Genomic DNA, 24667 nt, shown 5'->3' on the forward strand with positions numbered 1-24667 from the left:
TTCGTGAAGGAGAGAGGCCAACCGTAGCAACCCGCCGGTCAGCTCTCGATCACCGTGATCTGCCCGGTCGCTCGCTCCCAGCGGATGGTGCCGCCCTCGAAGTCCTGCTCCATGCCGCCGCTCCAGGCGTGCTCCTCGTTGAGCGGGAAGCCCAGCGACGAGCTCGCGCCACCGACCCCGACGTAGCGGCCGTGGATGCCGCCGACCGTCGACCAGGCGCCGGTGCCTGGCTGCGACCAGAGGGCTCCGCCCTGGAAGGCCTGGGTGATGCCGCCGCCGACCTGCTCCTGCTCGGCCTTCGGGTAGCCGAGCCGGCCCGCGGGTCCACCCAGCTGCCAGAGCCGGGCATAGAAGGTGCCCTGCACCGAGAAGGCGCCGGTCTGGCCGGTGTAGTGGACCTGGCCGTTCTCGAACGTCTGGATCCAGCCGAGCGTCGTCGGCTTCCACATCTCCGCGGCCGGCATTCCGCGCTCGGAAGTCGGGCCCCCCTTGGCGTCCCAGTAGGTGCGGATGCCGCCGTGGACGGAATGCACCCGTTCGAGCTCGTCGGACCGGACGGCCGAGACGCCCTTGGAGAAGTCGGTGCGGCTGCCACCGATGATGGTCCGCTCATCGGCCGTCGGTGCGCCCCAGCCGTCCTCGCCGTCCTGCGCCTCATAGAACGACGTCGTCTCGGGTCCGATCTCGAAGACCCCGCCCGGCGTCGACCAGAGCGAGACGTCGGACGTGAAGATCGTGCGCACGCCGAAGGGCGTCGGCCGCTCCCCCACGCTCACCCAGCCGAGCTCCTGGGCACCGCCCTTGGCCATCCAGCTCTGGTAGACCGGGCTGTCGCCGTAGCCGGCGATCTGGGCCACGGCCGTGCGCAGGGCCGGCAGGCGGGAGTAGAGGTTGGCGCCGGGGCATGAGGTCTTGTTGGTGTCGCGGTGCCCGCTGATGAACTGGAGGGTGACCTTGGTGCCCTTGGGGAACTTCGAGCCGGAGTCCGCGCTCGTCAGGGTCGTCGTCGTGGCCGGCCACTTGTAGAACGAGCTGGTCCGCCACGCGATGACCTTGGCGAGGGTGGACATCGTCGCCGAGGTCGGCGTCGCGGTCTCGTAGTTGCCGAGGACGGAGACGCCCCACGTGTCGGTGTTGAAGCCCAGGGCGTGGGCGCCGGTCACGGGGCGGTCGAGCCCTCCGGCCCGTCCCTCGAACGCCTGGCCGTACTTGTCGACGAGCACGTTGTAGCCGATGTCGCACCAGCCCAGGCTCTTGGTGTGGTAGGCGTAGATGCCGCGGATGATCGACGCCGACTGGGCCGCCGTGTAGCTGTTGGACCCCGCGGTGTGGTGGACGAAGACGCCACGCAGGGTGTCGCCGTAGTTGGGGCCACAGGTGCGCAGCGACTCGTCGGCGCCCCAGCCCTGGCGCGAGACGATCGAGGGACGGCTCGCGACCGCCCGCGCCCCGGTGAGCGAGGAGCCCTGGTCGTCGGCGGGGCTCGTGCCCGGGTCGATGAGCTCGACCCGGCCCTTTTCGGCGCCGTCCTGCGCGGCAACGCCCTTGGGGAGGCGGACCTGGACGGCCTTCGGCTCCATGCCGAGCCACACCGGTTCGGTGCCGACCCGCTGGGTCCGGCTGGTCGTCGGGTCCTTCGTCGCCTCGACCGTGGTCTCGAGCCAGGCGCCCCAGCCGCCCTTGGCCGCCCGCGCCCGCACGAGGACCGTCGACTCCGCCGGCGGCGCGCTGTCGGCGCCCCAGGTCACGGCGACGAGCGGTGCCCCACGGTCCACCTCGAGCGTGTCCGGCGCGACCGTGCGCGCGTCGTCGAGGGCCACCCGGGCGACGGACGGCGAGACGGGACGCGGCGCGGGAGCCGCGGACCCGGTCACCGGAAGAGCGGTGAGCCCGAGGGCTCCGAGGCTGGCGAGGACGGTGAGCCGGGCGACGCGACGGAGTGCGCGGCGGCGGTGCACGGACACGGAAGTGGGCATGGGAGAGGCCTCCGGTACTGGGGTGCGGTGCCCGACCATTGAACCCGGGAAGTAGTTCGTTCGGGTTAAGCAACAGGTAAAAATGTCACCATGTGAACCACCTGTCACATGGTTCCCACGTGCGAAAGCCCATGGTCAGTCCACGGCAGCCAGTCCGACGACCAGCCAGATGCGCCACTCAGCCGAGCCGCCCCACGGCAGCCCAGCAGCCTCAACGGCGCGACGCGAGCGCCGAGGTGAGCACCGCACCGTCCCGGGCCGGGACGGGCGCCGGGAGGAAGGCGTCGAGCAGGCTGCGTTGGTCCCCACCGAGGGCCGACTCGAGGTGGTCGAGCTCCGCCAGCGACACCCGCAGCGCCCGCTTCCCGTGCACGGCTGCGAGGTTGAGGAGCGCGGTGCTGTCGGTGCCGAGGACGACTGCCCCGGCCAGTACGTGCGGGTCGAGCTCGGCCGGTCGCGTCCGCGGCAGCTCGCGCCACGCCGCGTAGCGCCCACCCGCCTCGGCGGGGTGGGGCCGCACCGCGAACGCGAGTCCCGCTGCCTCGCAGGCCGCGGCGACGTCCTCGAGGTGGCGACGGTAGGCGTCCTCGCCGAGCAGGCCCATGTCGACCCACGGCTGGGTGAGGTAGACCGCTGTCGGCTCCTCGGCCGGCAGCTCCACCGACGTGAAGGCGGCCGCCACCTCGGGCACGACCCGCCAGGCCGCCCCGGTCCTCTCGTAGAGCGCCCAACGCCGGTCGGTGAGGACCCGAGCAGCCGTCGAGACCGCAGCGGCCCGCACGGTCGGCCACGGCTCGCGCCCGCCCTGGCGTCGCCAGGCGTCGCGCCTCGTCCGCCAGTCGCCGTAGGTCCCGATCCCCTCGTCGATGACGACGACCTCGGGCCGGGTGCGCTCGCGGGCCACGAGGCGCAGGAAGGGCTTGATCCCCGGAGCGCCGACCGACAGCAGGACCCGGCGCTCACCCAGCACGGGGCGACCGTGGTCCGGCGCGCCGACGGGACGGAGCCGGACCCGCGGGCCGTCGGGCAGGAACTCGCGGACGTGCTCCTCGGCGACGTTGTCCCGACCGAGGAAGGAGCCCGAGCCGAGGTAGTCGACGACGACGTCGGCGTCCTCGTGGGCGAGCAGGTGCCGGAGCCAGCCTCCCGCGTGGACGAGGTGGGTGGCGCTGCGGACGCCGGCGAGCGTCACCCGCACCACAGGTGCGCTCGTCACACCACCGGGGGCCGGCCGGCCCGGGTCAGCTTCCACACCGTGCTCCACCGCATGGGGTGCCGCTCGCCCGGGTCCGCGCTCCAGCCCTCGCGGAACCCCTTGAACCAGACCTTGAGCGGCTCGACCTGGCGGACCCGGACGAGCGTCGCACCGGTCCACACGCCGAGGTAGACGGGGACGAGCGGGGCGGGCAGGTTGCGGCGCGCGACCCAGACCCGGTTGCGGGCGTTCATCCGGTAGAAGACGGCGTGCCGGGCGGCCTGCGTCGCCGGGTGGTGGACGACGACGTCGGGGCAGTACTGCAGCCTCCACCCCGCGTCGATGAGCCGGAACGCGAGGTCGATGCCCTCGTGGCCGTACCAGAAGTGGCCCGGCCACCCGCCGACCTCGTCGAAGGCCGATCGCCGGATGAGGCAGACGCCCTCCCAGAAGACGACGACCTCACCGGGTGCGCCACCGCCCTCGGTGCGCAGACGGGGAACCCACCGCCGCGGGGACGGCCGACCGTCGGGGTCGGCACCGCGGGGCTGGGCGACCGCCACCGCCGGGTCCGCCATCGCGGCCGAGAGCCGGGCGAGGACATGGGTCGTGGGCAGGTGTGCGTCGTCGTCGTAGAAGAAGAGGTACTCACCGCGTGCCTCCCGGGCGCCGACGTTGCGACCCTCCGGGATGCCGACGTTCTCCTCGAGGTGCACGGTGCGGACGCCGTCGGGCAGACCGGTCGGCAGCCAGCCGTTGCCGACGAGGACGACGTCGAGGTCGACGCCCTCCTGGGCGAGCAGCGTCTCGAGGGCCTTGGCGAGCTCCTGCGTCCGGTCGCCCATCGAGAGCACGACGGCCCCGATGCTCGGTCTGGCTGTCAACGCGTCGGCCTCCGGGTCTCGGGCACGGGTGGGGTTGGCGGCTACTGTAGGGCACCGCGGACAGGCCTCCGCGCGACGCCGAGAACGAGGAAGGCCGCAGTGCTGCCACACGAGATCGACCCCGGTTCGGGCGTGCGGATGGTCGGCGGCGAGATCCCCGAGTGGTCCGACCTCACCCCCGACGCGACCCCCGCGGCCGTCGAGCGGCTCGTCGTCGGCGCGGCCGAGCGGCTCGCCCCGGGAGCGCGCGTCCTTCTTGCCGGTATGCCGTCCGCCCGCCTCCGCGACCGCCTCCCCGATGCGCTCGACGTCTCGGTCCTCGTGCGCGGGCTGCCCGACGCCCGGGCCCTCGCCGACGGGTCCGGCTCGTCCGTGGGTGGGACCCCGTCCGTGGAGCCGGCCCGATCGGGCATGGCGGTCATCGCCGGTGCGCTGGACCGGCTGCACGCCGCCGGCGACACCTTCGACCTCGTCGTCGCTCTGGGGGGACCCGAGGCCACCCTGGCGCCGGACTCGACGACTCCGGGCGCGCGGTCGTGGCTCCGCGTCGTCCGCGAGCTGGCCGGGGCCGGCGGTGCCGTCGTCGCCTCGGTCGCCAACCCCGCCGGTCTCGACCGACTCGTCGGTGTCGGGCGCCCCGACGGCGACGAGGCCTGGGCGAGCGTCGGCGACCAGCACGAGGAGCCCCTCGCCCTCGCGACCTTCGAGGCCGGCTGGGACGTCCTCGCCGCCTACCCCTCGCTCGAGGAGCCGGACCTCGTGGTCTCCGCGAAGGACATCGCGACATCGACCGGTGCCGGGCAGCTGGCGGTTCGCGCGCTCGCCGCGCACCTCGACGAGCGGGAGAAGGTGCGCGACGTCTGGTCGACCGCGACGACGCTCCTCGACACCGGCCTCGGCCTGGCCCTCGCCCCCGCGTGGGTCGTCGTGCGCGGCGGCGCGCCCGAGGCGCCCGCACCCGCCGTCCCGGCGGAAGCGCAGCTGGTCGAGTCGCGGCTGCGTGAGGCCGTCGCCAGCCGCAGCCACAACCGCACCCGGGCGGTCGTCACCGCCTACGCCGCCTGGCTCGCCGGGCTCTCCGACTCCACGAAACCCACCGACTCCACCGGAGCAGCCCATCCCGAGGCACCGTCCGAGACACACCCCGCGACTTCGTCCGCGGACCTGCGCGACGTGCTCGTCGACGGTGCGGGCGTGCACTCGCTCGTCGACGGTGCCGCGCCGGCCGTCGCGGGCGGCGACGACCTCGAGCGGGCTCTCACCGACTTCGCCGAGCGCGTCTGCGCCGACGGCACCGCGCGCCTGTGGGTCGCCCCCACTCCGGCGCTCGTTCTCGCCGACCTCCTGTCGATGGTGGGCGCCACCTCCGGCACCTCCTCCGCCCCCGCGGCGAGCGGTGCCGAGGCGGCTGCCCACCCGAGCGAGCCCATCAACGGGTTGGACGCCATCGACGACGCCGACGCACGGCCCTCCCCCACGTCGCGCCAGGCCCTCCTCCTGCGGCTGCGCTCCGCCGAGGAGTCCCTCGGCGAGACCCGCCGACAGGTGACGTGGCTCGAGGGGACCCTCCGGGCGCGGGACCGCCGCATCCGCACGCTGGAGCGCGCGATCTCGGTCGAGAGCTCGGCGGCATACAAGGTCGTGCACCAGCTCGGGCGGCCGGTTCCGGCGCTCAAGCGGCGGGCGCGCGCCTACCTCGACCGTCGCGAGCGCAGCTAGGCCCCGAGGCGGCCGAGGCTGACGACGAGGCCCTCGACCCGGTGGGTCGCGAGGTGCAGCCTGTGGCCGTCGACGACGAGATCGCCCTCGTCCGGCCAGGGACGGGTCGTCACCCACACGAGGATCGGGACGTCGAGGAGCTTGGCGCACACCTCGGCCCGGGTCCACGCCCCCCACGGGTCGTGAGCGACCTCGTCCGGCATCCGGCGCGCGAGGGACGGCGGCAGCGGTTGGTCCGCCCACTCGGCGTCGACGGCATGCCGCCCGGTCGCGTCGGGTCCGGGCTGCCAGCAGACGGTGCCGCCGTCGGCGAGGTGGCTGTGGGTGCCCGTGACGCACGCGTGCCCGGTGCCGGGGTGCAGTCGCAGCCCTCCGGCACCGGGCACGTCGAGGAGGGTGCTCAGATGCTGCTTCCGCCGTCGATGGTGATGACCTGGCCGTTGAGGTTGGTGTCCTCGAAGAGCAGGGTGCGCACGACCGGCACGATGTTGTCGGGCTCGACCATCCGGCCCGACGGGGTGCGGCGGGCGATCGTCTCGAGCTGCTGGTCGCCGAGGACCGACGACATCTCGGAGGCGAAGAAGCCCGGGGCGACGCTGTTGACGAGCGCGCGGCCGTGCATCTCGCGGGCGAGGGTGCGCATCGCGCTGTCGAGCCCGCCCTTGGTGGCGGAGTAGGCGACGAGTCCGGAGTAGCCGCGCTGCGCGCAGACCGACGTCACCATGACGACGCGACCGCGACCGCCACGGGCCATCATCCGGCGGAGCACCGCGCGGGTGAGCACGAGCGGAGACGTGAGGTTGGTCGTGATGATGTCGGCGATCTGCTGAGGCGAGGTGTGGATGTGCATCGAGTCCTGGCCGACCGCCGCGTTGTTGACGAGCCCGTCGATCGGACCGAGGGCAGCCTCGGCCTCCTTGATGAACGTCGTGAGCGCCGTGGTGTCGTTGACGTCGACCGACGAGACGAAGACCCGGTCGGGGTGGGCGTCGGCCAGCTGCTGGAGCTCGGGCGTGATCGTGCGCGCGAAGGCCGCGACCTTGGCGCCCTTGTCGAGGATGTCGGTGACGATGGCCAGTCCGAGGCCGCGTGAGCCACCGGAGACGACCACGACGGACGCGGGACCGATGGCGGGGATGGGGTCAGACATCGCTCTTCAGGGTCTCCTTGATCGGGATGGAGTCGAGGAACCGCACCCGTCGGGGCACGGAGTAGTCGGGGAGGCGGTCGCGGGCCCACGCGCCGAGCTCCTCCTCGGTCAGCGGGCCCGACGGCACGACCTCGGCCGTGACGATGTTGCCGACGATGGGCGCCTTGCGTCCCTTGACCGAGGCCCAGGCCACGGCGGGGTGGGCCTGGAGGACGTCGCGCACCTGCGACGCCGACGCCTTGGAGCCGCCGACGTTGATCTCGTCGGAGGCGAGGCGCCCGGTGATGAGGACGCGGCCGTCGACGACCTCGACCCGGTCGCCGGTGCGCAGGTGCTCGTCGATGCCCTCGCCCCGCTTGGGCGAGGCGATGACGAGCTCGCCCTCGACGATGCTCAGCCGGGGCCGGCCGGGGACGTCGCGGTCGAGCCACGCCTCGGGGAAGCCGGCCGTGCCGTCGTGGACGGCGATCGAGGCGCCGGCCTCGCTCGACGCATAGATCCACGAGACCCGCGCCTTGGGAAAGAGCTCGGTGAGCCGGTCGAGGATGGCCTGGTCGACGGGCTCGCCACCGAGCGTCACCTGCTCGAGCGGGAGCGCGGCGACGGCCTCGGGGTCGCGGTAGAGCGCCTGCCGCCAGAAGGTCGGGGTGCCGGACGCCGCGGTGACACCGGCGTCGAGGGCGGTGCGCGGCCACGAGTCGAGCTCGTCGGGCTCGATGAAGACGACGTCCTGGCCGGGCACGGTGAGACCGAGGGTCACGACCTGCCACCAGGCGTAGGCGCCGTGGGCATAGGGGCACAGCCAGGTGCGGGCCGGCTGGTCGCCGCCCACGGTCGTGAGCGAGTCGAGCGTGTGGGCGACCCGCTTGGGCCGGCCCGTGCTGCCGCTCGTGAGGAGCCAGATGCGGCCGGGCTCGGCCGCCCGCTCGAGCGTCGCCGGCTGCACCTCCGAGCCGCTGACGAGCGCGAGGCCCTCGCCGCGCAGGTCGTCGGCGAGCTCGGGCGTGACCCGGGTGCGCGAGGTGACGAGGGTCTCGCGCGAGGTCGTGGCGTGCGTCCAGACGGCGCGGGCGGCCTGGAGGTTGTCCTCGACGAGGACCCCTGCCGCCTCGGGGAGGTCGAGCGTCTCGAGCTCGGCCCACGTCGTGTCGGTGCCGCGGGTCACGAGGCGGTTGCCCGCACCCCACGGAAGGCCGGCGGGGGTCGCCTCGCTCACGCGGCCTGCAGCTGCTCGAGGAAGTCGAGGACGTCGGCGACGGTCTGGATCTGGCGCAGGCCGGGGGCGTCGAAGTTGAGCTCCTCGCCCGTCTCGTCCTCGACGCGCAGCGCCAGCTCGGAGAAGTCGAGCGAGCGGAAGCCGAGCTGCTCCAGGTTGGCCGTGTCCTCGGCGGGCATCTCCTTGCCCTGCGAGGCGAGGACCTCCGCCATCATCGTGCGGATCTGGTCACGGCTCAGTGCGCTCATCGGTTGCCTCGAAGTTGGGGGAATGGGGCCTGAGGTAGTGTAACGAAGTCCCCGCATCCGACCGATGTCGCCGTGACCAGCCGCGCCGCGACGTCGAGGTGCGTGCCCCCCAGACCTCGACGGAGTGCGCATGCTTCGCCCTGCTGCTGACGCCGACATGGATGCCGTCCTCGCGTGGCGCAACCACCCCGACGTGCGTGCGGTGTCCCTCACCCGCCACGTCATCGCGCCCGAGGAGCACGAGGCGTGGTGGTCCTCGACGAAGGACCGCGACGACCGCGAGGTCCTCGTCTACGAGCGTCACGGCGTCCCCTCGGGCGTCGTGACCTTCTTCGACCTCGACCGTGAGGCCGGTTCGTCGTGGTGGGGCTACTACCTCGACAACGACGGGCTCACCGAGCGTGGTGAGCTGCTGCCGGCGTGGATCGAGATCCAGCGGCAGGCGGTCCGGTTCGCGTGGGACGAGCTCGGTCTGGCCGAGCTGCACGGCGAGGTCCTCGACGACAACGCGGCCGTGCGACGCTTCAACAAGCGCAACGGCTTCGAGGAGATCGAGACCGACGAACGAGAGATCGACGGCGAGCGCGTCGTGGTCCACCACGTCCGCGCGACTACCCCACGGGAGACCCAGTGAGCGACGAGTCCAGCACCACCCCCCGCGTCCGGATCGGCGACCGTGAGGTCGGCGTCCACGCGGAGCCCTACATCATCGCCGAGATGTCGGGGAACCACGACGGAAGCCTCGACAAGGCGCTCGACATCGTGCGCGCCGCGGCCGAGTCGGGTGCGCACGCGGTCAAGCTCCAGACCTACACCGCCGACACGATCACGATCGACGTCGACTCCCCCGACTTCCGGCTCAGCGACGACCACGAGCTCTGGGGCGGTCGCAGCCTCTACGACCTCTACGAGGAGGCTCACACCCCGTGGGAGTGGCACGAGCCGATCTTCGGCCTCGCCCGCGAGCTCGGGATGCACGCCTTCTCGAGCCCGTTCGACCCCACCGCGGTGAGCTTCCTCGAGAACCTCGACGTGCCGGCATACAAGATCGCGTCGTCCGAGATCGTCGACCTGCCGCTCATCCGGCTCGCCGCCGGCACGGGCAAGCCGGTCATCATCTCGACCGGCATGGCCTCGATGGGCGAGATCGCCGCTGCCGTCGAGGCCGCGCGCAGCACCGGCAACGACCAGATCATCGTCCTGTCGGCCACGACGAGCTACCCCGCCGACCCGCGCCAGTCCAACCTGCGCGGGCTGCCGCTGCTCTCCGGTGCGTTCCAGGTGCCGGTCGGCCTCTCCGACCACACGATGGGCATCGGTGCCGCCGTCGCGGCCGTCGCCTTCGGCGCCTCGGTCGTCGAGAAGCACGTGACGATCTCGCGCGAGGGCGGTGGCGTCGACTCGGCCTTCTCGCTCGAGCCGCAGGAGCTCGCGCTCCTCGTCTCCGAGACGCGCACCGCGTGGCAGGCGCTCGGTGAGGCCAAGATCGCCGCTCGCGAGTCCGAGCAGGAGGGGCTGCGGTTCCGCCGCTCGCTCTTCGTCGTCGAGGACGTGAAGGCCGGAGACCCCGTGACGAGCGCCAACGTCCGGTCCATCCGCCCCGCCGGCGGCCTCGCGCCCGACCTCTTCGGGCTCGTCGAGGGCCGGACCTTCCGCACCGACGCCGCCAAGGGGACGCCTCTCTCGTGGGACCTGGTCTGAGCGGGGAAGGGGTCCTGTGAGCCCCGAGCTGAGCGTGGTGGTGCCGTTCTACGGCGTCGAGGACTACTTCGCGGCCTGCCTGGAGAGCATCCGCCGACAGAGACTGCAGGACATCGAGGTCATCCTCGTCGACGACGGCTCGCTCGACGGCAGCCGGGCGATCGCCGAGACGTTCGTCGCCCTCGACCCGCGCTTCACCCTCGTGACGCAGGAGAACGCCGGGCTCGGGCCGGCCCGCAACACCGGGACCTCGCACGCCACCGGTGAGTACCTCACCTTCGTCGACTCCGACGACCTCGTGAGCGCCGGCGGCTTCGAGACGATGGTCGGGATGCTCAACTCCTCAGGCTCATCGCTCGCCGGTGGCAACGCGCGCCGCTTCAACAACTCGTCGGGCATCCGCCAGTCGTGGTCGCACCGGCAGGCCTTCGCCGAGACCCAGGTCGCCACGCACATCCTCGAGTTCCCCGTGCTCGCACGTGACCGGATGGTCTGGAACAAGATCTACCGCCGGACCTTCTGGGACGAGTACGGCTACGCGTTCCCGCCGATCCGCTACGAGGACTACCCGGTGACGTTCAAGGCGCACCTCGACGCGGTCACCGTCGACGTGCTGTCGGACCCGATCTACTACTGGCGTGAGCGCGAGTCCGGTGACTCGATCACCCAGCAGGCCTACCGCTACGACAACCTGCTCGACCGAGTCGTCTCCGCCGAGATGGTCCTCGACCAGGCCGACACGTCCTCCCCCGCAGTCCGGTTCGAGGTCTACGACGCCCTCAAGGACTCCGACTTCGTCACGATCGTCCAGGCGTTCGCGACGGTGCCGGACTCCGACGTCGCCTCGCTCCTCGCCCTCGGCGAGCGGCTCGCCGACCGCCTCGGCGAGAACGCGCTCAACCACGGGCACCCCTACACGTTCCTCCAGTACCGCGCGCTGCGCGCCGGCGATGCGGACCTGCTCCGCGAGCTGGCCGAGTTCCGCGGGGGTGGCGGGCTCCAGGGCCGGGCCCGCGGCTCGCGTCACCCTCGCCTGCCCTGGCGCCTCGAGTTCCCCTACCCCGGGCTGGGTTCCGCGTCGGTCCCGAGGTCGATGTATGCCGTCCCGCGCGACCAGGTGTCGCTGCGCACCACCGTGGCCGACGTCGTCGACCGCGACGGCGACCTCGTCCTGCGCGGCACCGCCGAGGTGCGCCACCATCGCAGCGACGACGAAGCGCGAGTCGAGATGCGGGTCGGTGGCGGGCGCCGGTGGCACCCGCTCGATGTCACGCTCCGCGAGGCCCAGGACTCGCACGGCGACATCTCGCGGGTCGGCTTCGAGGTCGTGCTCGACGCGGGACTCCTCGCCACGCTCGAGGCCGCCGGTGACCCGGTGAGCTCCATCGAGGTCACCGTGCACGCCGGGCGCACCACCCGCAAGGGGCGCCTCCACGGCGCCGGTCCCGGCGCGCCCCAGTGGACGCCGTCGGTGCAGGTGGGCCACGACGTCTGGGCCCAGCCGGCCACGACGAGCCAGCGGCACTTCGTCGTCTCCTGGCTACGCGCCCCGTGGACGGTGAGCCACGTGGAGGCGGGCGACCGCGGCCTGCGCCTCACGCTGGCGGGCACCGGTGCCCTCGGACCCGCGCCGACGTTGCGGGTCGACGCCCGGGCCGGCAGCACCGACCCCGACCTCGTCTTCCCCGCGAGGCCCCTGCCGCGGGGCGAGGGCTCGACGACCGAGGTCACGGTCGACATCGCCGTCGCCGACGTCGTCGGGTCGATCTCGGGTGACGACCCCTTCCTCCACCAGTCGGTCCGCGGCCTCGCTCTCGATCCCGACCTCGGCACCGACGAGGCCCCGCAGCTCCTCCTCTGGCGCGCGCCCGAGCACGGCGTGGGCGTCACCCTCGGCCAGCACCTCGTGCGGGTCACGCGCTCGCCGGGCAACCGGGTCAACCTCATCGAGAGCCCGGTGCGCCTCGTCGCCGAGACGGCCGGCGTCCAGGACGGCGAGCTCGTCGTCGGTGGCAAGAACTGGACCGGCTCGAGCGAGCTCCATGTCGCGTGGCGCCAGTACCTCCCGAACTCCGACGACTACATCGAGCAGGAGAGCGAGCTCGTCGTCGCCGATGGCACCTGGAGTCTGCGCACCCCGCTCGCGCCGCTGCTCGAGACGACGGCCGACGCCCTCGACCTGCAGCACCGCGGCGAGTGGGTGCTCTTCTGCGCCTGGGACGGCCGGGACGCGGCGGCCGTCGTGCCCGACCCGTTCCTCCTCACGACGCTCCCGCTCGTCGAGGTCGCGGGTTCGCGCACGGGTACCCTCCTGCCCATCGGAGAGACCCTCCACTTCCGGGTCAGCGACCGCGGCTGAGCGGAAGGACGAGACGATGCACCACCACAACCACTACTACGGGCACTCCCACATCCTCGCCCGCTACTGCGGGCTCCCCGACCTTCACCCGCCCCGGATCCGCGGCTACCTCCAGCACGGCTGGAACGTCGGCGACGGCTGGAACCCGCAGCACGAGTTCTTCGACGGGGCGTGGCGCTGGACGTGGAGCGACGCGCCCCGCCGACGCGGTCACATCCTCGGCCGCCGCAACTACCACGCGATCGGTGCCCCCTGGCTCTACCTCCTCGAGCAGGAGCCCGACCTCGGCGTCGTCCCGGAGGCCGAGCGCGAGGGGACCCTGTGGTTCCTCTTCCACGGCTGGGAGGGCGGCAAGATCGAGGGCGACCACAAGCGCCTCATCGACGAGATCCGCGAGACCGAGCCGGGTCCGGTGACCTTCAGCCTCTACTACACCGAGTACGAGCGCCCCGAGATCCGTCGCGCCTACCTGGACGCCGGGTTCGACGTCGTGAGCTTCGGCAAGCGTGGCTTCTCCTACGAGGGCACCGACCGCAAGTTCCTGTTCAAGCAGCTCGAGGCCCTGCGCCGGCGCAAGAGGGTGGCCGGCAACCGGCTCGCGACGGCGATGTTCTACGGAGCGTCGGTCGGGTGCGACGTCGCGGTCTACGGCGACCCGATGACGATGGGCGGCGAGGACCCGCTCTTCGGTGGCAACGCCCGTGTGCAGCGGCTGTGGCCCGAGCTGCACGGCAAGGACATCGACCAGGCCGTGGCCAAGGAGATCGTCTCCGAGGAGCTCGGCGTCCCGTGGCTCATGCCGCCCCACGAGCTGCGCCCGATGATCTTCGACGGAGAGGCACCATGACCGACCTGGCCCCCACCACCGTCCGCGCCGTGCCCGGTGAGATGCAGCCGTGGACCGACCTCGGCCCGCAGCCCGGTCCGGTGCGCGGCGCCGCCGTCCGCGCCTGGCTCGAGGACGTCCTCCCGACCGGTGGGCGGTGGCTCGTCGTGGGTCCGCACGACCCCGAGCTCCTCCGTGGGCTGGTCACGCGCGCCGACTCGGTCACCGCGCTCCTGCGCTCCCCCTCCGACGCCGACGCGGTCCGCGAGGCCGTCCCCGAGGGTCTCGACCTGGTCGTCGGCGCCCTCGACGGGGTCCCGGAGACCGAGGGGCCCTTCGACGTCGTGCTCGCGACCGATGGGCTCGACCGGGTGCTCACCCCCGACAGCGAGGACCTCTCGTGGACCGAGCGGCTGGCTCGCGTCAGCGCGCTCGCCGGACCCGACGCCGTCCTCGTCCTCGGCCTCGCCAACGAGTTCTCGCTGAGCACCGTGCTCGACGCCCGCGTCGCGCGCGACCGCCACGGCGACGAGGAGTGGCGCCCGGTCCACAGCGACCGGCGTCGTCCGTGCTCCCCCGCCCAGCTCGTCGCGGCCGTCGGCGCGACCGGTCGGTCCGTCGCGAGCCTGTGGGCCACGTACGGGCCCGAGGCCCGCCCCGGCCTCGTCGCCTCCGTCGACGCCACCGACGCCGCTCTCGCCGATGGCTTCGTCACGACGATGGCGAGCGCCGCGAGCCGGACGACGACGGCTCCCCTGCTCGCGCTCCCCGACGAGGCGCTCGTCTCGGCGGCCCGGGCCGGTGCCCTCTCCACCGTCGCCGACGGCTTCCTCGTCGTCTGCGGCCGGACCGCGGCGACGACCGCCACCGCCTACGGCTCCGCCGGCGACGCCTCGTGGACCGGACGCCTCGCCCCCTCGGAGGACGGGCCGCGCTGGACCGTGACCGCGCCGGGCGGCTCGGCGACCGAGTTCGTCGACGCCCCCACCGTCGAGAGCGAGCTGCGTGACCTCGCCGAGCGCGAGGACGTCCCGGCATTCCGTGCGTATGCCGGCCGCCTGGGTCAGTGGGTCGGCTCCCGTGGGAGCGGTCCCGCCCTGGCGCTGGACCGGCTCGTGCGCGACGGTGAGGACGGGTTCGTCGAGGTCCTCCCCCGCTCCGACGAGGCCGCCGACGTCGAGCCGCCCCAGGCGCTGGCCGCCGGCTGGTTTCGGTTCCAGGACCGGCTCCTGCACGAGCACCGGCGCCACCCGTGGCCGCCGTGGGTCCTCGGCGAGGACCTCACCGCGATCTGGTCCTCGATGTCGGGCGTGACCGCTACCGTCGAGGTGCTCGAGTCCGCCCGCGGCTTCGCGACCGAGACCGCCGAGCCGCGTCCCGAGATCGTCGACGTGCGGACGGCACGCGCCGACGTCGAGGAGGCGGTCAAGCAGCTCCACGAGGCGCACGGCCACATCGCCGGGCTCGAGCGCACGATCGGCTTCCGCGACAAGCAGCTCCTCACCCGCGAGGAGAAGATCCGCAAGCTGCACTCCGACCTCCAGAAGGTCGAGCGGATCCGCAACCACCCGGCATACCAGGTCGTCCGCAAGGCGGCGAAGGTGAGGGACCCCAGGAAGTTCGCGGTCGCGGTCAAGAAGCGCGCCGGCAAGGAGCTGCGCAAGCGGCGCTGACCCGGTGGGCGGGACCGCGGGTCAGCCCGCGGCGTCCTCCCAGCCGAAGGTCCGGCGGACCTCGGCCGGTGACAGGACGACGTCCCAGCCCAGCTCGGTGACGACGGCCTGGCGTGCGACGGCGGCGGGCACGGCCGCCTGGTGGAGCTCGGGGAAGAGCCGCTGCTGCTTGGCCATGCCGCCGAGGACCGCGTGGTCGTTGCCGATGACCATGGGGTCGCCGTAGACGCCGATCTCGGCGCCCACGGACGCGCCGTAGAGCAGGGCACTGCCGAGCCGGTTGCTCACGACCCGGCGGTGGCGACGGAGCTCGACGAGCTGGCGGCGCAGGAACTCTGGGTCGTGCCCGACGCCCATGTAGCCACGCCGGCCATGGGTGATGACCCGGAAGCCGTGGCGCTCGTAGGTGCGGCGGATCCCGGCGTCCTCGAAGTCGTTGAAGTAGAGGCACATCGTGATCGGCACGTCGCCCTCGGTGTCGCGCAGGACCCGGGCGTACTCGTCGTGGCTGCCGACGATCTGCTGGCCCTCCCACCCGTGGAACGGGTAGACGATCGTGCCCTCGCGCTCGTGGCCCGCGTTCTCCGTCTCGGGCTCGAGCAGGACGAGATAGTGCCACGGGGCCGAGACGACCTTGAGGTGGCGCAGGCCGGTCGCCCACGCGCGCCGCGCGACGACCTCGGACCACACGAGGCGCGGGTAGACCGGCGCGAAGGCGGTGCCGACCGCGAAGCCGTCGTGGAGGTTCCAGCCGTGCTGGAGGTAGCCGAGGATCGGCGGGGTCTCGTCGAGGCCGGCATACCGGGCCATGATGGCCGCGTGGCCGTAGAAGTGGTTCGCGTGGTGCACAGGCGTCAGCCTGCTACGGCAGTCCGCACCGCGTCGATGACCTGGTCCACCTGCGCGTCGGTGAGCTCGGCATGCATGGGCAGCGAGAGCTCCTCGGCGTAGAAGGCCTCGGCGTTGGGGCACATGCCGCGCTGGTAGCCCATGTCCTCGAAGAGGGGGTGCCAGTAGACCGGCATGTAGTTGACCTGGACGCCGACACCGGCCGCGCGCATCGCGTCGAACACCTCGCGGCGGCGTCCGTCGAGGACGCGCAGCGGGTAGAGGTGCCAGATCGGGTCGACGTGCTCGCGCTGCACGGGCAGGCGGACGCCGTCGAGGCCGGCGAGCCCCTCCTGGTAGCGGGCGAAGACCTCGGCGCGGCGCGTCTTGAACGCCTCGAGCCGGCGCAGCTGGCTGAGGCCGAGCGCGGCGAGCACGTCAGGGAGACGGTAGTTGAGGCCGTACTCGTGGACCTCCTGGTGCCAGGGGCCCTCGTCGGGGTAGCGCATCCGGTCGCGGTCGCGGACGAGCCCGATGAAGTGGAACTCGTGGGCGCGCTGGCCGAGGTCGGCGTCGAGCGTGGCGACGGCCCCGCCCTCGGCGCTCGTCATGTTCTTGGTCGGGAAGAACGAGAACGTCGTGAGGTCGGCGAGCGAGCCGACCGGGCGGCCCTTGTAGGTCGAGCCGATCGAGTGCGCCGCGTCCTCGAGGAGGAGGGCGCCGACGCGGTCGGCGACCGGGCGCAGCGCGTCGACCTCGATGGGGTGGCCGGCGTAGTCGACACCGGCGACGACCTTGGTCGCGTCGGACACGACGGCGTCGACGGCCGCCGGGTCGATGTTGGCCGTGTCCTCCTCGACATCGACGAAGGTGATCCTCGCGCCGAGGGCCACGGCGGACGAGGCGGTGGCGACGAACGTCATCGGGGTGGTGACGACCTCGTCACCGGCACCGACGCCGGCGGCGGCGTAGGCGACGTGGAGCGCGGCCGTGCCACTCGTCGCGCTGACGACGCGCGTGGCGCCGCTCAGCTCGGCGAGCGAGTCCTCGAAGGCGGTGACGGTGGGACCGGTGGTGAGCCAGTCACCCCGCAGGACCTCGGCGACCGCCGAGATGTCGTCCTCGTTGATCGACTGGCGGCCGTACTGGATCATCCTCAGAGACCCTCGTCGCCGAGGATCTCGAGCATCTGCTCGCCGGAGAACCACTGGTCGTTGTTGTCCGACGTGTAGTGGAAGCCGTCGGGCACCGGCTCGCCGTCCTCGGGGGCGGAGTAGCCCCACGACGCGAGGTCGGGCTGGAGGACGTAGCGGTCACCGATGAGGAGCGCGCGACGACCCTCCTCGGCGGAGATCATCTCCTCGTGCAGCTTCTCGCCGGGGCGCAGGCCGATCTCGTGCATGGCCGCACCGGGGGCGACGGTCTGCGCGAGGTCGACGATCTTCATCGACGGGATGCGCGGGACGTAGAGCTCGCCGCCCTGCATCATCTCGAAGGAGTCGGTGACGAACTTCACCGCCTGGGGCAGGGTGATGAAGAAGCGCGTCATGCGCAGGTCGGTGATGGGCAGCGACTCGCCCGCGTCGGCGAGGCGGCGGAAGAACGGGATGACCGAGCCGCGGCTGCCCATGACGTTGCCGTAGCGGACCACGCAGAAGCGGGTCGGGTAGGCGGCGGCGTAGTGGTTGCCGGTGATGAAGAGCTTGTCGGCGGTGAGCTTGGTCGCGCCGTAGAGGTTGATCGGCGAGGACGCCTTGTCGGTCGAGAGCGCGACGACCTTCTTGACGCCGGCGTCGATCGAGGCCTCGATGACGTTCTGCGAGCCGACGACGTTGGTCTGGACGAACTCCCAGGGGTTGTACTCGGCCGTGTCGACCTGCTTGAGGGCGGCGGCGTGGACGACGTAGTCGACGCCGTGCATGGCACGGTTGAGGCGGTGCCGGTCGCGGATGTCGCCGATGAACCAGCGCAGACGGGGGTCGTCGCCGAAGAGCTGGCGGCACTCGTACTGCTTGAGCTCGTCGCGCGAGAAGATGACGATCCTCTTGGGGTTGAGGTCGTCGAGGGCCTTGCGGATGAAGGCCTTGCCGAAGGACCCGGTGCCTCCGGTGACGAGAATCGACGAACCCTCGAGAATGCTCACGCGCGTTAACTCCTAGACGTTCTGGCTGCGGGGCGGCACGTCGCTCGCACGAGCGTCGCAAACCCGGCTGACCGAACGAAGGCCAGCCGCGAGGCTAGCATCTCAGATGCCCGACGCCCGCTCGACCACGACGCGGGCGGACCCGAGGAGCGCCATGAACCAGCCCACCGTCGGTATCCGCGCGGACGCCTCCCCCACCATCGGGGTCGGGCACGCCGTCCGGTGCCTCGCCCTCGCCGAGGAGCTCCTCGACCGGGGCTGCGCCGTCATCCTCCTGGGCGAGGTGTCCGTCGACTGGCTGCGCGCAGCAGTCGACCTCATGGGACTGCGCGTCGTCCCCGCCCCGACGTCCGCGGACGACGTCGTCGCGCTGTGCCGCGAGCTCGGGCTCGACGCGCTCGTCGTCGACGGCTACGAGCTCGACCCCGACCTCGGTGCCACCGCGCGCCGGGACGGGCTCGTCGTGCTCGCGCTCCACGACGGCGAGTTCGGCGCGGCCCAGGAGGCCGACGTCCACCTCGACCAGAACCTCGGCTCCACGCCCCACCCCGCTGGCGGCAGGGGGCACGTCGCGCTCGCCGGGGTGGAGTACGCCCTCTTCCGTCGGGGGGTGCTCGACCTCGCGTCCGCACCCCGGCCCGACGACGGCGGGACGACGGTGCTCGCCGTCTTCGGGGGCACCGACCCCCGCGGCGCGGCCGAGATCGTGGCCCCGCTCGTCCTCGGGACCGGCGTCGACCTCGAGCTCACCTGCATCGTCGCCCGGCCCGAGGTCGGCGAGGTCGTCGCGGCGTTGCCCACCACTCCGGGCCAGTCGGTGCGGGTGCTCCCACCCACGCCCGACGTCATGGCGCTGGCAGCGGCGAGCACGGTCACCGTGAGCGCGGCCGGGTCGTCGGTCTGGGAGCTCCTGCTCCTCGGGGTCCCGACCGGGGTCGTCGCCGTCGCCGACAACCAGCTCGCGAGCTATGCCGACATCTCCGGCCGCGGCGTCGTCGCGCCCGTCGGCGCCCTCGACGACCTCGTGTCCTCCCCGCGCGCCCGTCAGGCGGCGACGGCCGAGCTGACCCGGCTGCTCACCGACGCGGCCCACCGCGAGCGGCTCAGCGCGGAGGCGCGCCGGCTCGTCGACGGTCGGGGCAGGCAGCGAGTGGCCGACGCCCTGCTCGACGCGGTCGCCCGCCGCCGCTGACGGAGGTCGCGCAGCGCGCCGCCGACAGTCCGGGGCCGCCCACGCCTCGGCGGGTAGCCTTGGCGCGCCGATCCAGCCACCCGACCGGAGGAACCATGCGGACCCGAGTCGTCATCCAGTCACGGCTCAACTCCTCCCGGCTCCCGGGCAAGGCGCTGCTCAGCCTCGCCGGCATGCCCCTGGTCGAGCTCGTGGCCCGCCGCGCCGCCAACACCGGGCACGAGGTCGTCGTCGCGACCTCGGACGAGCAGTACGACCGGCGCATCGCCGAGCACCTCGAGTCCGTCGGCATCGACGTCGTTCGCGGCTCCCTCGACGACGTTCTCGGCCGCTTCGTCACCGCCACCGAGGGCCTCGACCCGACCGACCGCGTCGTCCGGCTCACCGGCGACAACCCCGTCGCCGACGGCTCGCTCATCGACGAGCTCCTCGCCGCGGTCGACGCCTCCCCCCACGACTACGGCCGCGTCGACATCGACCGGGTCCCCGAGGGCTTCGGCGCCGAGGTCTTCTCGGCACGCGTCCTGCGCGCGGCGGCGGCCGAGGCCGTCGCCCCCTACGACCGCGAGCACGTGACGCCGTGGATCCGCCGGACCGGCGAGCACCTCTTCGTCCCCGAGGACGCACCCACCGACCTCCACGCCTACCGCTGCACGGTCGACTGCCTCGACGACTACGACCGCGTGTGCGGCGCCTTCGCGGGCGTCACCGACCCCCTTCGTATGCCGTGGCGCGAGCTCGTGGCCCGCATCGGCGAGCGCGTCCTGGCAGAAGGGCCGGTGCTGCCGCGCGTCGCTGGAGTGTCACCAGTCATGCTCGGCTCGTCCGCCCTGCCGCAGGACGGCGCCGCCCTGCGCTCGCTCCTCACCACGGCCGTGACGCACGGGGTGAGCCACGCCCTGCTCGACGACGCCACGGCCCGGGCACGGTTCCGCACCGGCAGCGACCCGGCCCTCAAGCAGCGGATGTCGGTCGTCGCGCGGGTCGTCCTGCCGATGGACGCCTCCCCGGCTGCACTCGACGTCGAGGTCGAGCGCATCCTCGGTGACCTCGCGCGCCGCGTCGACACCCTGCTGCTCGACGCCGGGGACGACCTCGACCGGGCGGCCACGGCCCTCGGCCGGCTCGCCTCTTACGTGGAGGCCGGTGCGGCGGTCCGGCTCGGCCTCGCCCTCCCCGTGGGCGCCCACGTCACCGCCGAGCTCCTTGCGCGAGTCGGGTGGCTGCACGTCAAGGATGCCGACAAGGCCGCACGCCTCGCCGAGCGGGTCGGCAGTGGTGCGGTCGTGTCGTGCGACCTCGACGCCGCCGACACCCCGGCGCCCGCCGGGGTCGTGGGTGTCGTGCCCGCCGGCACGCCGGCCGACGTCCTGGCAGCCGTCGAGCGCGCGGCGGAAGGTGCCCACGGTACGGGGACAAGCACGCGGCCCAGCGCCTGACTCGGCCCGCGAGGGCCGGACCGCGGGGGGCGTCAGCTGCCCGCGGACTCCCGGCGGTACTGACCGAGCACCGCGTCCATCGGCCCGTCGGCGACGAGCTCGCCGCGGCGCAGGTAGATGCCGCGGGTGCAGAAGCGACGCAGGTCGTTCTCCGAGTGCGAGACGAGGAAGAGCGTCTTGTTCTGCGAGAGCAGCTCCTCCATCCGCTTGTAGCACTTCTCCTTGAAGGCGACGTCGCCGACCGCGAGGACCTCGTCGACGAGGATGATCGGCTCGTCGAGGGTCGTGATGACCGCGAAGCCGAGGCGGACCTGCATGCCCGACGAGAAGTGGCGGAAGGGCATCTCGAGCCCCTCGCGCACCTGGGGCCCGGCGAAGTCGACGATGTCGTCGAAGCGCTCGTCGACCTGCTCGCGGCTCAGCCCGTGGAGGCCGGCGGTGAGGTAGATGTTCTCGCGGGCCGAGAGCTCGCCGAGGAACCCGCCGGTGAGCTCGATGAGCGGCGCGACGCCCTCGTTGACGCGGGCGTGCCCCTCGTCGGGGATGAGGACGCCGGCGATCGTCTTGAGCAGCGTGCTCTTGCCGGTGCCGTTGGAGCCGACGAGGCCGACGGCCTCACCGTGCCCGACGGTGAAGTTCACGTGGCGCAGGGCCCAGAAGGTCTCCTTCGGGGCGGTGTTGCGGCCCATGAGGACCATCTCGCGAAGCGAGAGGTTGCGGCGACGCGACCGGTAGAACTCGATACCGAGGTCCGCGACCTCGATCATGACGTCGGGCATCAGATCTCCTTGAGGACCGAGCGCTCGAGACGGTTGAACATCCACGTCCCGAAGAAGAGGAACAGCACGGTGACGGCGAGGCAGGCGAGGATGGGCTCGGCCTGCATGGGCTCGTCGAAGAGACCGGCTCGGTAGAACTCGAGGACACCGCTGAGCGGGTTGAGGTAGAGCAGGGTGCGCAGGCTGTCGGGCACGGTGTCGAGGCTGTAGATGATCGGCGTGCAGTAGAACGCCATCCGCATGACGATCCGGACGACACGCTGCGTGTCGTCGACGAGCACCGTGAGCGGGGCGAGGAGCAGGCCGATGCCGATCTGGACGAGGAACTGCAGCGCGAACCCGACGGGGATGAGGACGAGCCGCCAGTTGGGCGTCGTGTCCCCGGTGATCATGTAGACGATGACGAAGGCCACGAGGATCGGCAGCGACAGGAGGTACTCGACGCCCTTGGCGATGACGACCCGGATGACCCAGAGCTCACGCGGGAGGCTCGTCGAGCGGACGAGCTTGGCCTCGGCGAGCAGGGCCCGCGAGGTCTCGGTGACCGAGGAGCTGAACCACTGCCAGGCGAGCAGGCCGACGAGCAGGTAGAGGAAGTACGGGTGGTAGCCGGCGTCGGGGCGCTTGAAGATGACCGCGAAGATCATGAAGTAGATCAGTGCCATCGCCAGTGGGTCGAGGATCGTCCACAGGTAGCCCAGGACGCTTCGGGCGTAGCGGACCCTCAGGTCGCGACGCACGAGGGTGCCGAGGATCTCCCGACGGGCCCACAGGGCCTTGAGGTGGCTGATGTCCACCGACTGCACTCTCCTCGTTCCCGACGTCACACGGCCGCTCAGTCTGTCACACGGGGGGCGGCGGCTCCGCCGACGAGTCGCCGGTCGGTAGCCGACGGCTGGTGAGGAACCCCACACCCCACGACCAGTGCATCGTCGCGAGCGCGAGCGGGGTGCGCAGCCGGACCGCAGCGCGCTCGCCGCGGCTGATGGCGACGCCCCCGACACCGATGGCGACGGCATACGCGGCAGGGACGGCGAGGGTCACGGGCCAGACGAGAGCAGCGAGCGTCGCGGCGGTCGTGCCGACGACCATTGCCGGCGGCGCGAGGTAGCGGGCGCTCGCCGTGTCGGGGTGCTCGCGGATGACGACGCGGCGCCAGCGGCCGTACTCGAAGTACTGCCGGGCCAGCGACCCCACGGTGGAACGCGGGCGGTAGACGACGGCCATGTCGGGGGTGAACCACACCGTCCCGCCCGTCTGTCGCAGGCGCAGGTTGAGGTGCCAGTCCTGGGTGCGGGTGTAGCGCTCGTCGTAGCCGCCGACCCGCTCGAGCGCGCTGCGGCGGAAGGCACCGAGGTAGACGGTGTCGACCGGCCCGGCCGACCCGCCGACGTGGAAGGACCCGCCACCGACGCCGATCCGGCTGCGCATCGCCCGCGCGACCGCGCGCTCGAACGGCGTCTGCCCGACCGCCTTCATCATCCCGCCGACGTTGTCTGCGCCGGTCTCGGCGAGGGTGCGGACGGCGGTCGCGAGGTAGCCGTCGGGGATCTCGGCGTGGCCGTCGACCCGGACGACGATGTCGTGGCTGGCGGTGCGGATGGCGGCGTTGAGGCCGGCCGGTGTCCGGCCGGTCGGGTTGGCCACCGTGCGCACACGCGGGTCCTCGGCGGCGAGCTCTGCCGCGACCTCGTCCGTGGCGTCCGTCGACGGCCCGAGGGCGAGGACGACCTCGACGTCACCGGCATACGCCTGTCCGAGCACCTGGCGCACGGCGTCGCGAAGGTGCCGCTCCTCGTTGAGTACCGGGATCACCACGCTGACCGGAGGGGCCGCCGTCGCTGCGTCGTCGGTGGGGGAAGGCGCATTCATCGCGACGATCATCCCTCAGGCGGGGACGGCTCCGGGAAGGGGTGGGGTCCGGCGCGCCGTTTTGCGTCGCGGGTCACCCCGCGCTCACTATGGGGCGTGCCCGATCGCCCCAGTCGCGGAGACGACGCCCGCCCGATCCCCCAGCGAGGACGCCCCGACGCGTCGCGCCCGGGGCACGAGGACGACGCCGTCTACACCGTCGACACCCGCGGACGGCGCCGGACGAGCTCCTCGCTACCCCCTCGCGAGCGCCGACAGGAACGACCGACCCGTCGTCCCGACCCGCGCGACGCCGCCCGCACCGTCGATGGCCGCGCCCAGCGCCCCGAGCGCGTCCAGCGTCCCCCTGAGCGCGTCGAGCGCGTCGAGCGCGTCGAGCGCGTCGAGCGCCCGATCAGCCCCGTCGACGACGCACCCCGCCGTCGCCGCCGCTGGTGGCGAATCGTCCCGGTGGTCCTGCTCGCCTGGCTGGCCTTCCTCGTCTTCAGCCCGCTGCACGCATGGGGGACGGTCTCGCGCGTCGACGACATCCCTTCCGGCGAGCGCCCGGCAGAGACGCCCGGCAACACCTACCTGCTCGTCGGGTCGGACTCGCGCGACGACCTCACCGCCGAGCAACGCAAGGAGCTCGGCACGGGCAGCGCCGAGGGCCGGCGCACCGACTCGATCATGCTCGTCCACGTCCCCGCGGGCGGCGGCAAGTCGGTCATCATCTCGATACCGCGCGACAGCTACATGCCGATCCCGGGCCACAACCGCAACAAGGTCAACGCGGCGTTCTCGATCGGCGGTCCGCAGCTCCTCGTCCAGACGCTCGAGCAGGTCACCGGGCTGCGCATCGACGGCTACCTCGAGATCGGCTTCGGCGGCTTCGCCGACGTCGTCAACAGCCTCGGCGGCGTCGACATCTGCGTGCCGTTCGACATGGACGACCCCAAGGCGCACATCGACCTCAAGAAGGGTTGCCAGGTCCTCGACGGCAAGAACGCCCTCGGCTTCGTGCGCGCCCGCTACTCGGACCCGCGCGGCGACATCGGCCGCGCCGACCGCCAGCGCCAGTTCCTCGGCGCGATCATGAAGGGCGCGGCCACGCCGTCGACCGTCCTCAACCCGTTCCGCTACTGGGCGTTCACGCACACGGCCGCCGGCGCCGTCGGCGTCGGCCAGGAGACGGGGATCCGCGACGCGGCCAACATCCTGCTCGCGATGCGTGGTGCCGGCAACGGCTCCACGCTCAGCCTCACCGTGCCGATCCAGAGCGCGAACTTCCAGACCGCCGCCGGCTCCTCGGTCAAGTGGGACACCGAGCGCGCCAAGGCGCTCTTCACGATGCTCCGCGAGGACCAGCCGCTCGAGGCGCCCCCGGCCGGCACCGACGGCAAGCCCAGCGAGGGCTGACCGGCGCCTCCAAGGGCCCCAGCCACAAAGCACAAGGTATGCCGTCCGCCCACGTGGGCGGACGGCATA

At 72.5% G+C, this 24667-nt stretch carries 22 protein-coding genes; 9 read left to right on the forward strand and 13 right to left on the reverse strand.

Features of this window, described 5'->3' with window-relative positions:
* Window positions 1-38: 38 nt before the first annotated feature.
* The 3 genes from ACOJV7_RS16800 to ACOJV7_RS16810 all read right to left on the reverse strand — a co-directional run bounded on the left by ACOJV7_RS16800 (window position 39) and on the right by ACOJV7_RS16810 (window position 4055).
* The gene (locus tag ACOJV7_RS16800; RefSeq protein ID WP_420191377.1) at window positions 39-1976 is read right to left on the reverse strand and encodes an N-acetylmuramoyl-L-alanine amidase; all 1938 of its coding nucleotides are present in this window, start codon (window positions 1974-1976) and stop codon (window positions 39-41) included.
* 211 nt (window positions 1977-2187) lie between these two features.
* A complete protein-coding gene (locus ACOJV7_RS16805; RefSeq protein ID WP_420191378.1) occupies window positions 2188-3177 on the reverse strand; it encodes a hypothetical protein in 990 nt (329 codons plus the stop codon).
* Between the two features lie 11 nt (window positions 3178-3188).
* A complete protein-coding gene (locus tag ACOJV7_RS16810; protein WP_420191379.1) occupies window positions 3189-4055 on the reverse strand; it encodes a glycosyltransferase family 2 protein in 867 nt (288 codons plus the stop codon).
* Between the two features lie 99 nt (window positions 4056-4154).
* Here ACOJV7_RS16810 and ACOJV7_RS16815 point away from each other — a divergent pair, with 99 nt between their 5' ends.
* Window positions 4155-5774 (forward strand): hypothetical protein, encoded by a 1620-nt coding sequence (locus tag ACOJV7_RS16815; protein WP_420191380.1) that lies wholly within the window; start codon window positions 4155-4157, stop codon window positions 5772-5774.
* On the opposite strand, the gene ACOJV7_RS16820 is transcribed toward ACOJV7_RS16815, so the two are convergent.
* The 4 genes from ACOJV7_RS16820 to ACOJV7_RS16835 are packed head-to-tail and all read right to left on the reverse strand — an operon-like array spanning window position 5771 to window position 8388.
* The gene (locus tag ACOJV7_RS16820) at window positions 5771-6160 is read right to left on the reverse strand and encodes a hypothetical protein (RefSeq protein WP_420191381.1); all 390 of its coding nucleotides are present in this window, start codon (window positions 6158-6160) and stop codon (window positions 5771-5773) included. The genes ACOJV7_RS16815 and ACOJV7_RS16820 overlap by 4 nt on opposite strands.
* 14 nt (window positions 6161-6174) lie before the next feature.
* Window positions 6175-6924 (reverse strand): SDR family NAD(P)-dependent oxidoreductase, encoded by a 750-nt coding sequence (locus ACOJV7_RS16825; RefSeq protein ID WP_420191382.1) that lies wholly within the window; start codon window positions 6922-6924, stop codon window positions 6175-6177.
* A complete protein-coding gene (locus tag ACOJV7_RS16830; RefSeq protein ID WP_420191383.1) occupies window positions 6917-8140 on the reverse strand; it encodes an AMP-binding protein in 1224 nt (407 codons plus the stop codon). The genes ACOJV7_RS16825 and ACOJV7_RS16830 overlap by 8 nt, the downstream gene beginning before the upstream one ends.
* Window positions 8137-8388 carry an acyl carrier protein gene (locus ACOJV7_RS16835; RefSeq protein WP_420191384.1) on the reverse strand — a complete coding sequence of 84 codons (252 nt, stop codon included), beginning with the start codon at window positions 8386-8388 and terminating at the stop codon, window positions 8137-8139. Before ACOJV7_RS16835 ends, ACOJV7_RS16830 begins: the two co-directional genes overlap by 4 nt.
* Window positions 8389-8518: 130 nt before the next feature.
* On the opposite strand from ACOJV7_RS16835, the gene ACOJV7_RS16840 reads away from it, so the two are divergent.
* The 5 genes from ACOJV7_RS16840 to ACOJV7_RS16860 are packed head-to-tail and all read left to right on the forward strand — an operon-like array spanning window position 8519 to window position 14947.
* Window positions 8519-9022 (forward strand): GNAT family N-acetyltransferase, encoded by a 504-nt coding sequence (locus ACOJV7_RS16840; protein ID WP_420191385.1) that lies wholly within the window; start codon window positions 8519-8521, stop codon window positions 9020-9022.
* A complete protein-coding gene (pseI, locus tag ACOJV7_RS16845; RefSeq protein ID WP_420191386.1) occupies window positions 9019-10089 on the forward strand; it encodes a pseudaminic acid synthase in 1071 nt (356 codons plus the stop codon). Before ACOJV7_RS16840 ends, pseI begins: the two co-directional genes overlap by 4 nt.
* A 16-nt stretch (window positions 10090-10105) precedes the next feature.
* Entirely contained in the window at window positions 10106-12448 is a 2343-nt protein-coding gene (locus ACOJV7_RS16850; protein ID WP_420191387.1) for a glycosyltransferase, read from the forward strand.
* A gap of 16 nt (window positions 12449-12464) precedes the next feature.
* On the forward strand, window positions 12465-13295 hold the full coding sequence (locus ACOJV7_RS16855) for a hypothetical protein (protein WP_420191388.1): 831 nt from the start codon (window positions 12465-12467) through the stop codon (window positions 13293-13295).
* Entirely contained in the window at window positions 13292-14947 is a 1656-nt protein-coding gene (locus ACOJV7_RS16860) for a class I SAM-dependent methyltransferase (protein WP_420191389.1), read from the forward strand. The genes ACOJV7_RS16855 and ACOJV7_RS16860 overlap by 4 nt, the downstream gene beginning before the upstream one ends.
* A gap of 21 nt (window positions 14948-14968) precedes the next feature.
* Here the strand turns inward: ACOJV7_RS16860 and ACOJV7_RS16865 are convergent, their stop codons facing one another.
* Genes ACOJV7_RS16865 through pseB form a run of 3 tightly spaced genes read right to left on the reverse strand, consistent with a single transcriptional unit; the run spans window position 14969 to window position 17918 of the window.
* Window positions 14969-15796, reverse strand: coding sequence for a hypothetical protein (locus ACOJV7_RS16865; RefSeq protein WP_420191390.1), 828 nt, complete (start codon window positions 15794-15796; stop codon window positions 14969-14971).
* A 5-nt stretch (window positions 15797-15801) separates the two neighbouring features.
* Complete coding sequence (locus ACOJV7_RS16870; RefSeq protein ID WP_420191391.1) at window positions 15802-16929, reverse strand: DegT/DnrJ/EryC1/StrS family aminotransferase; 1128 nt, start codon at window positions 16927-16929, stop codon at window positions 15802-15804.
* A gap of 2 nt (window positions 16930-16931) precedes the next feature.
* Window positions 16932-17918: a UDP-N-acetylglucosamine 4,6-dehydratase (inverting) gene (pseB, locus tag ACOJV7_RS16875; protein WP_420191392.1), complete on the reverse strand. Its 987-nt coding sequence runs from the start codon at window positions 17916-17918 to the stop codon at window positions 16932-16934.
* Window positions 17919-18072: 154 nt separating this feature from the next.
* On the opposite strand from pseB, the gene ACOJV7_RS16880 reads away from it, so the two are divergent.
* Window positions 18073-19110, forward strand: coding sequence for a PseG/SpsG family protein (locus ACOJV7_RS16880; RefSeq protein ID WP_420191393.1), 1038 nt, complete (start codon window positions 18073-18075; stop codon window positions 19108-19110).
* Between the two features lie 95 nt (window positions 19111-19205).
* A complete protein-coding gene (locus tag ACOJV7_RS16885; RefSeq protein ID WP_420191394.1) occupies window positions 19206-20549 on the forward strand; it encodes a cytidylyltransferase domain-containing protein in 1344 nt (447 codons plus the stop codon).
* Window positions 20550-20581: 32 nt separating this feature from the next.
* On the opposite strand, the gene ACOJV7_RS16890 is transcribed toward ACOJV7_RS16885, so the two are convergent.
* From ACOJV7_RS16890 to ACOJV7_RS16900, 3 genes are read right to left on the reverse strand one after another with little or no spacing between them, the layout of a single operon-like run.
* Window positions 20582-21328, reverse strand: coding sequence for an ABC transporter ATP-binding protein (locus ACOJV7_RS16890; RefSeq protein ID WP_420191395.1), 747 nt, complete (start codon window positions 21326-21328; stop codon window positions 20582-20584).
* Complete coding sequence (locus ACOJV7_RS16895) at window positions 21328-22125, reverse strand: ABC transporter permease (protein ID WP_420191396.1); 798 nt, start codon at window positions 22123-22125, stop codon at window positions 21328-21330. The genes ACOJV7_RS16890 and ACOJV7_RS16895 overlap by 1 nt, the downstream gene beginning before the upstream one ends.
* A gap of 46 nt (window positions 22126-22171) precedes the next feature.
* Window positions 22172-23212 (reverse strand): glycosyltransferase family 2 protein, encoded by a 1041-nt coding sequence (locus tag ACOJV7_RS16900; protein ID WP_420191397.1) that lies wholly within the window; start codon window positions 23210-23212, stop codon window positions 22172-22174.
* Between the two features lie 84 nt (window positions 23213-23296).
* Between ACOJV7_RS16900 and ACOJV7_RS16905 the strand changes: the two genes are divergently transcribed.
* Window positions 23297-24598, forward strand: coding sequence for an LCP family protein (locus ACOJV7_RS16905; protein ID WP_420191398.1), 1302 nt, complete (start codon window positions 23297-23299; stop codon window positions 24596-24598).
* Window positions 24599-24667 lie beyond the last annotated feature (69 nt).

This window comes from Knoellia tibetensis (assembly GCF_048606415.1).
In the GTDB taxonomy this organism is placed as follows: domain Bacteria; phylum Actinomycetota; class Actinomycetes; order Actinomycetales; family Dermatophilaceae; genus Knoellia; species Knoellia tibetensis.

Excerpts from the sequence above, each read along its gene's own strand:
- ACOJV7_RS16860 (WP_420191389.1), top strand. The coding sequence starts at position 13,292 with ATGACCGACCTGGCCCCCACCACCGTCCGCGCCGTGCCCGGTGAGATG.
- ACOJV7_RS16855 (WP_420191388.1), top strand. The coding sequence starts at position 12,465 with ATGCACCACCACAACCACTACTACGGGCACTCCCACATCCTCGCCCGC.
- ACOJV7_RS16870 (WP_420191391.1), bottom strand. The coding sequence starts at position 16,929 with ATGATCCAGTACGGCCGCCAGTCGATCAACGAGGACGACATCTCGGCG.
- ACOJV7_RS16880 (WP_420191393.1), top strand. The coding sequence starts at position 18,073 with ATGAACCAGCCCACCGTCGGTATCCGCGCGGACGCCTCCCCCACCATC.
- ACOJV7_RS16840 (WP_420191385.1), top strand. The coding sequence starts at position 8,519 with ATGCTTCGCCCTGCTGCTGACGCCGACATGGATGCCGTCCTCGCGTGG.
- ACOJV7_RS16890 (WP_420191395.1), bottom strand. The coding sequence starts at position 21,328 with ATGCCCGACGTCATGATCGAGGTCGCGGACCTCGGTATCGAGTTCTAC.
- ACOJV7_RS16900 (WP_420191397.1), bottom strand. The coding sequence starts at position 23,212 with ATGATCGTCGCGATGAATGCGCCTTCCCCCACCGACGACGCAGCGACG.
- ACOJV7_RS16800 (WP_420191377.1), bottom strand. The coding sequence starts at position 1,976 with ATGCCCACTTCCGTGTCCGTGCACCGCCGCCGCGCACTCCGTCGCGTC.
- ACOJV7_RS16885 (WP_420191394.1), top strand. The coding sequence starts at position 19,206 with ATGCGGACCCGAGTCGTCATCCAGTCACGGCTCAACTCCTCCCGGCTC.
- ACOJV7_RS16835 (WP_420191384.1), bottom strand. The coding sequence starts at position 8,388 with ATGAGCGCACTGAGCCGTGACCAGATCCGCACGATGATGGCGGAGGTC.
- ACOJV7_RS16825 (WP_420191382.1), bottom strand. The coding sequence starts at position 6,924 with ATGTCTGACCCCATCCCCGCCATCGGTCCCGCGTCCGTCGTGGTCGTC.